This window comes from Leadbetterella sp. DM7 (assembly GCF_040829825.2).
Lineage (GTDB): Bacteria > Bacteroidota > Bacteroidia > Cytophagales > Spirosomataceae > Leadbetterella.
In genome coordinates, this window is record NZ_JBFOLH020000002.1 from 414,585 (window position 1) to 422,151 (window position 7,567).

Annotated in this window: 5 protein-coding genes; 4 read left to right on the plus strand and 1 reads right to left on the minus strand. The window is 51.3% G+C overall.

Annotation, left to right across the window (positions count from 1 at the left end; genetic code table 11):
* Window position 1: 1 nt before the first annotated feature.
* Window positions 2–1,573 (plus strand): complex I subunit 4 family protein, encoded by a 1,572-nt coding sequence (locus tag AB2U10_RS03690; RefSeq protein WP_367914245.1) that lies wholly within the window; start codon window positions 2–4, stop codon window positions 1,571–1,573.
* Window positions 1,570–3,015 (plus strand): NADH-quinone oxidoreductase subunit N, encoded by a 1,446-nt coding sequence (locus AB2U10_RS03695; RefSeq protein ID WP_367914246.1) that lies wholly within the window; start codon window positions 1,570–1,572, stop codon window positions 3,013–3,015. The genes AB2U10_RS03690 and AB2U10_RS03695 overlap by 4 nt, the downstream gene beginning before the upstream one ends.
* A gap of 6 nt (window positions 3,016–3,021) precedes the next feature.
* Here the strand turns inward: AB2U10_RS03695 and AB2U10_RS03700 are convergent, their stop codons facing one another.
* Window positions 3,022–4,671 carry a carboxylesterase family protein gene (locus AB2U10_RS03700; protein ID WP_367914247.1) on the minus strand — a complete coding sequence of 550 codons (1,650 nt, stop codon included), beginning with the start codon at window positions 4,669–4,671 and terminating at the stop codon, window positions 3,022–3,024.
* 286 nt (window positions 4,672–4,957) lie between these two features.
* On the opposite strand from AB2U10_RS03700, the gene AB2U10_RS03705 reads away from it, so the two are divergent.
* Window positions 4,958–5,725 carry a glycoside hydrolase family 25 protein gene (locus tag AB2U10_RS03705; RefSeq protein WP_367914248.1) on the plus strand — a complete coding sequence of 256 codons (768 nt, stop codon included), beginning with the start codon at window positions 4,958–4,960 and terminating at the stop codon, window positions 5,723–5,725.
* 12 nt (window positions 5,726–5,737) lie between these two features.
* Complete coding sequence (pgi, locus tag AB2U10_RS03710; protein WP_367914249.1) at window positions 5,738–7,390, plus strand: glucose-6-phosphate isomerase; 1,653 nt, start codon at window positions 5,738–5,740, stop codon at window positions 7,388–7,390.
* Window positions 7,391–7,567 lie beyond the last annotated feature (177 nt).

The following is a 7,567-nucleotide window of genomic DNA, read 5'->3' on the forward strand; positions in this document are numbered from 1 at the left end:
TATGGAGTCAGGAATACTCAGTTCTTTAATACTTCTGCCCCTGGTGGGGTCGCTGCTGATTCTTATCCTTCCACGGGCTTATAAAAACTTTTACAAGTGGATATGCCTCATTACGCAAATCCTGCTGCTGATCAATGTGACTACCGTGCTTGGCCTGTTTGACCGTGTCAACCCGGAGTACCAGTTCATTGAGCATTCCGAATGGTTCCGGCTGGCTCTGGGCTCCAAATCTATCCTGTCTGTTGATTATATCCTGGGAGTCGACGGCCTCTCGGTATCGCTGGTCATGCTCAGCAGCATCGTGTTCCTGGTGGCTGCTGTGGCTTCTTTCGGCATCACCTACCGTGAAAAAACCTATTTCAGCCTGTTCCTGCTGCTGACGGCTTCGGTTTTCGGCTGTTTCCTGGCTGTAGACTTTTTCCTTTTCTTTGTTTTCTTCGAATTCATGCTGCTGCCCATGTACTTCCTGATCGGTATATGGGGCGGTGAAAACCGGGCTTATGCTTCGTTAAAATTCTTTATTTATACCTTTGCCGGTTCGGTGCTCATCCTGGTGGTGATGATCTGTATGGCCATTTCTCACCAGGACGAGTTTTTTACCAGCGAATACGCCCGGCTGGTATACAGTTTCGATTTCCGGACCCTGAAAGACAACACCAACCTGCTTGATTCGTCTATTCTCAGCATTAAAAACCCGGTGCTGATATGGGGTCTGCCCGCCCGCGACTGTATGTTTTTATTGCTGCTGATCGGTTTCGGGATCAAAATGCCGGTGGTTCCCTTCCATACCTGGCTGCCTGACGCCCACGTGGAAGCGCCTACCCCCGTTTCGGTTATCCTGGCCGGTATCCTGCTGAAGATCGGCGGATACGGTATTATCCGCGTAGCGTACCAGGTTCTTCCCGATGTCGCTGAAAAATATGCCGTGCTTATCGGTGCACTGGGCCTCGTGTCTATCATTTACGGTGCCCTGAACGCCCTGAACCAGACCGATCTGAAAAAGATGATCGCCTATTCTTCGGTATCCCACATGGGTTTTGTGTTTATCGGCATTTCAGCCTTTAACAGCATAGGCTTTAACGGGGCGGTTTTCCAGATGTTCAGCCACGGCATACTGTCGTCAATGCTGTTTCTGACCGCCGGCGTCATTTATGAAAGAACCCACGACCGGAACATCAGCTCTTTCCGGGGACTGGCCAAAAAAATGCCGGTATATACCCTTATGGTGGCCGTGGCATTCTTCGGCTCACTGGGGCTGCCTTCGTTATCGGGGTTCATCGGTGAGTTTCTTACCCTGCACGGCGGGTTTCAGTCAGAGCACCTGCCCAAAATCATTCCTTTGCTGGGCATTGTGGGGATCGTGCTGTCGGCCATTTATTTCCTGCTGACGTTCCAGCGCATGTTCTTCGGCGAGTTCCACACCCGCGACGAGTACCGGACACTCCTGAAAGACCTGACCAAAACTGAAATATTTATGCTCGGATCACTGGCCGTTATGACCATCTTAACCGGCGTGTGGCCTAACCTGGTGATCCGCTACATTAATTCCAGCCTGACAGAGATCCTGAAATGAGCATTTTAGAAGAAATATTTTACAGCTCCACCCATATTCTGCCGGAATGGGTCCTGTTTGTGGGTATTCTTGCCACCTGCCTGGCCCTGTCGGTTACCCGCGAAGGAAACAAATCCACCTTTTACCTGTTCGGACTTACGGTTCTCCTGTACCTGTACAGCCTCATGATCTCTGTTCCCCAGATGACCGCCGAAGGCCGCGACCTGTACCAGGGGTTGCTCCATCTCGACAAAAAGGCCCTGCTTATCAAGCAGCTATGCGGTATTGCTGCCATTATTTTCATGGTACACGCCCGGCTTTTCTCCTATAAGCCGGCAGGAGAAGTATATGTGCTTGTTTTGTTTGTTCTTTTCGGGATCAGCTTTTTAAGCATGACCACCCATTTTATGACCGCCTACGTCTCCCTGGAGCTGATCTCGCTGGCATCTTACGTGCTGGCTGCTTCCGGGAAAGCCAAAAAGAACTTCGAAGCGGGCATCAAATACCTTATTTTCGGTGCCACGGCAACGGCGCTTATGCTGTTCGGAATCTCGCTGTTTTACGGTATCAGCCACAGCCTGAATTTCAGCAGCTCCCAGTTTGCCGAAAGCGTGGCGCTTAACCCTACGGGCCCTGTAAGCATCATTGCGTTTATGGTGCTGGGCGGTTTCCTTTTCAAAATTGCCGCCGCTCCGTTTCATCAATGGGTACCGGATGTCTACGAAACCACGTCTACCCCTGTTATTTCGTTTCTGTCTTTTGCCCCTAAAGCCGCCGGGTTTGTGTTCATTTCCCGCATGGTAAGCGCTGATTTCACTGATCTGAATTATACGCTGGCGCTGATCATTGTTTTATCGCTGACGGTAGGCAATTCAGCCGCTATCTGGCAGAACGACTTCAAGCGCATGCTCGGGTATTCAGGCATTGCCCACTCGGGCTTCATCCTGACCGGCCTGATCACCGGCAATAACAGCGACGTATACGGAACATTCTTCTATCTTGTGGCGTACCTGCCCATGACCATGGGTTCGTTTTTCCTGGCTGATTTTATCCAAAAGAAAGGCCAGACCCTGGATATCCCGTCTATGGGCGGCTTAGGTAAAAAATACCCGCTCCTGGCCCTCAATGCCATTGCTATCCTGATCTCACTGGTGGGCTTCCCCCCAACTATAGGCTTTTTAGCCAAGCTGTTGGTGTTCAGCTCGCTGGCCGATGCGGCCTCAGCCACCCCCGGCTACCTGTTATACGGCCTGCTGGTGTTTGGCCTGTTCAATGCGGCCATAGCCCTTTATTATTATCTCCGGCCGGTATACATGATGATCGTGCGCGACCCTCTGTCTAAAAATACCGGGTTTTCTTATGACCTGCTGATCACTCTTGTTCTCTCTTATTTCAGCTTTACCATCATTTATCTGTTCCTGCGGCCCGACCTGGTCAGTGAATGGGTAGGCGGCCTGTTTTAAAGTCGCCTACTTCAACAGGCCTGCTGCTTCCAGGGCGGATCTGTCTTCCGGCCGGATCTCCCAGCGATTGCCGAAGTAACCGGAGATCACTTTGCCATTGCGGTAATATACCCAGTCGCCGTATCCCGAAAGCACAGCCGCCCGCGAAGGATTCCGCAGAATTCTCAGGTGGGGATCTCCTTTCAGAATGTCGGCCAGCTGCCAGTAAGGCAGGCCTGAGTTGATCAGCAGCAGGTTCTTTTCGGTAGGGAAGATATAAGCCAGGAGCCCGGTGGTATCGCCTGAAAATTTAAAGGGCAGCTTGTCAGCATACCGGGCAATGGCCGAGTTGGTTTTTTCCGTACCGAACAGCACCAGGTTCGAGTTATCGTAATCGTTGGGCGTTAGCTCGCGGTCGGCCAGCACTCTCGGAAACACCATTACCCGGCCCAGGAACTCGCCCCGGTAATAGCTCCAGTCGGCGGCAGCTTCGGCTATCTTCCTTCTCCGGTCTGTTTCATCGCGGTCAGGAGAATCAAGCGTTCCGTAGACGTAGATGTGCCGGTCAGAGGTTACTTCGGTCATAGGACCGGCCTGGCGGCCGCTGCGGGTAAACGCAGGCACCTCTGTTGCCGCCCCCTTATCTGCCACCAGCACGGTTTCTGTGCCTTTGAAATTTTTGAGCATCCGTTTCTTCCCGTTTACGGTCAGGGTCAGGTCGGCTCCTGTTTTCAGATGGCGCGAGGGTAAAATCCGGAAGGCCTCCAGGTTTTCAGTCACCACATTCACCGAATTGTTGCCTTTGATCTCTGCCTCTATGCGGCCTGTTTTGCCGGGCAACAGCGCCAATACTTCTACCCAGAAAGATTTTGAATATTTCATCTGCCCGGTAGCAAAGGTCACTTTTTTCGGATCAGGATCCCGTTTGTACTGGTCAAACCACTTAAAAATCCGGCCATCGGCATAGGCTTTTACCCAGCTGTCATGGCCCACACCCGGGTACACCTCGTACTCTACATGCGTACCGGTCTTTTTGAAGCCTTCCACCCATTTATCCACCGAAGCCGGGGGCACCACCGGGTCAGCACCACCCTGCGAGAAGCGGGTGGGCAGCTGGGCCGCATTAGGCAGATAGATCTCCGTGCCTTCAGGCGGTGCGGGGCATACCGGTGCTATGGCGGCCCAGAAATCGGGCCGGGTAAGGCCTATCCACAGGGTTCCGCCTCCACCCATCGAGAGACCGGTGAGGTAGGTGCGGTTCTCGTCGGTTTTAAACCGCCTTTTTACATCGGCAATCATATCCCATACATCTTTTTCGGCTACTCCCTGGTAACCCATGGTACCCCGGGCCAGGGGCGTGGCCACAATGTAGGGCACATCGTCCCACTGCGGGAAATACAGGCTGGCGTCTACATCGTTTTCGCCCGCGGCATTGCTTCGGCCAAATACGCGGCGAAGCGCCAGGCGGTGGTTGGAACCCGCACCGTGCAGCATCACTACAAACGGGTAAGCCTTATTTTCATCAAAGTTACGGGGCAGGTAAAGCCCGTAAGGCTGGTCTGTGCCGTCAACCAGCGAATGAAAGCTGAGCACCTGCGGGCCCGCTGAATATTTTTGAGCCTGAACGGCGGCTACTGTTATGAACAGCAGCAAAACAGGAAACAGTATTTTTTTCATCTGTATAAATTTTAAGCTTTGATCCTTCAGCTATCAGCCGTCAGCCGCAGCGGCGGACCGCTTATTCATCGGACGGTTGGTGTGCCGAATCTCTGAAAGCTGATAGCTCATGGCTATTTCGCAGGTATCAAGAAGTTCTGAGTCAGTAAGGCGCGGCACGGCCTTGCAAAACCGCTCTTTGCCTGAAATTTTCTTATTTTTACATAACATTAGCATTAATTTTTGTCTGACACAACATTTTCATTTGAAATAATTACATTTGTGTTACGTTTCTTTCCTAAATCAAATGAATTTCAAGAAGATACTGAGACGGAACCTCCTGACAGGCTACTCGGTTACACTGGTTGCGATGATCGTTATGTTCCCGATCTTCGTCAGTGACGGTCACGATGCCCCCTACCGGGAAAAGGGGAAATACCGGCTTCCTTCCGAACCCCTCATTCATGGTATTGATATTTCGAGGCACAACGGGGAAATTGCCTGGGACCTGGTGAAAGAACACAAGCTGGTTGACCAGTCGCTTTACTTTGCCGTGATAAAAGCCACTGAGGGCGGTGACCTGGTAGACCCGCTTTTCCGGATCAACTGGGATGCGGCCCGTGAGCACGGGATGATCCGCGGGGCCTATCACTTCTTTACCGCCTTTACCGATCCCGATATCCAGGCCATCAATTACCTCTCTACCGTAAAGCATGAAGCAGGCGACTTTGTACCCGTACTGGACTTCGAAAACGACGGGCGCAATGCGGCTGAACGCCAATACCTGGGTGAAAATGCACACAGGTGGCTGCAGGTAGTGGAAGAGCAAACCGGTAAACGGCCCGTGATTTATACCAACCACCAGATTTACAACAAATACATCAAAGACCGCATAGAAGGTTATGATATCTGGCTGGCCGACTACTCCGTGTACGACCCTTCTGTATACGACATCCGGAATATGATCATGTGGCAGCTAAGCGACGGCGGCCGTGTTCCGGGTATCAAAGAGAATGTAGATCTTAATGTTTTTTATGGTTCTTACCATAAATTCCAGAAATACTTGTTTAAATAAACCTGCGATTTTATGCTTGCATCTGTAAAATTTGACCAGACTACGGCTTACAGGAAACTGAAAAGCCATCATAAAACCATTTCAAAGATCCCCCTGAAGGCCCTGTTTGAAGCAGACCCGAAAAGGGCGTCCAAATATACGCTCCGTTTCCAGGACATCCTGGTAGATTTCTCCAAAAACCGGATCAACGGCCGGACCCTCTCCTACCTGATCGACCTGGCCAACGAGTGCGGGCTGAGCGAAGCCATTAATAAAATGTTTGCCGGTGAGGTCATCAACGCTACCGAAAACCGCGCCGTGCTGCATACGGCCCTGCGCAACCGCAGCAATGAGCCCGTTATGGTAGACGGGAAAGATGTAATGCCCGAAGTGAACCGGGTGCTCAACCAGATGAAAGAATTCTCGGAAAGCATCCGTTCGGGCGAATGGAAAGGGTATACCGGTAAAAAGATCACCGATATTGTGAACATCGGCATCGGTGGCTCTGACCTGGGGCCGGTCATGGTCACTGAAGCCCTGAAACCCTACGGTAAAAAAGGGCTGAACGTACATTTTGTATCTAATGTAGACGGAACGCACATTGCGGAGACGCTTAAGAAGGTCAATCCGCAAACCACCCTCTTCATGATCGCCTCGAAGACCTTCACCACCCAGGAAACCATGGCTAATGCGCATTCGGCCCGCAGCTGGTTTCTCGAAACAGCCGGTGAAGAAGAACATATCAAGAAGCATTTTGTAGCCATATCCACCAATGCCAAAGGAGTGGCCGGCTTCGGGATTGACACCCGCAACATGTTTGAATTCTGGGACTGGGTAGGCGGCAGGTACTCGCTATGGAGCGCCATCGGCCTTTCTATTGCCTGCTATATCGGTTTCGGTAATTTTGAGCAGCTGCTGACCGGGGCGCATGAGATTGACCTGCATTTCCGGCACAGCACGTTCCGGAAGAATATCCCGGTGATCCTGGGTTTGCTGGGCATATGGTACAATAACTTTTACAATGCCCAATCGCACGCCATTCTACCTTACGATCAGTACATGCACCGTTTTGCGGCGTATTTCCAGCAGGGCGATATGGAATCCAACGGCAAAAGCGTCAACCGTAGCGGTGAAGATATCAGCTACCAGACCGGTCCGGTGATCTGGGGAGAACCCGGCACCAACGGACAGCACGCTTTTTACCAGCTGATCCACCAGGGCACCAAGCTGATCCCCTGCGACTTCCTGGCACCGGCCATCAGCCACAACCCTATCGGCGAGCACCACAAAATGCTGCTGGCCAACTTCTTTGCACAAACCGAGGCCCTGATGAACGGAAAATCAGAAGAAGAGGCACGTGCAGAACTGGTTAAGGCAGGAAAAACACAGGAAGAAATTGATTTCCTGGTGCCTTTCAAAGTATTTGAAGGCAACCGGCCTACCAACTCTTTCCTGTTTAAAAAGCTTACCCCGAAGGTCCTGGGCAGCCTGATTGCTATCTATGAGCACAAGATATTTGTACAGGGCATCATCTGGAATATCTTTTCCTTTGATCAATGGGGCGTGGAACTGGGCAAGCAGCTGGCCAACAGGATTTACCCTGAATTACAGGATGATGCAGCGGTCACCTCGCACGACAGCTCTACCAATAACTTGATCAATACGTATAAAAAGTGGAGGAAGTGAGAGTTATGAGTGGAGAGTTGAGAGTTAAGAGTTCCGAGTGAGGGCCAACTTGTCAGTGCCTGAAATAAGTTGACCGATTTTAAGGGAGGAACAAACTTAAAATTGGTATAACAATGGGAAAGATTTCATCAGGGTTTACGAGAAGTGTTTCAGAGCGTCGTTATCGTCACTTTAGCG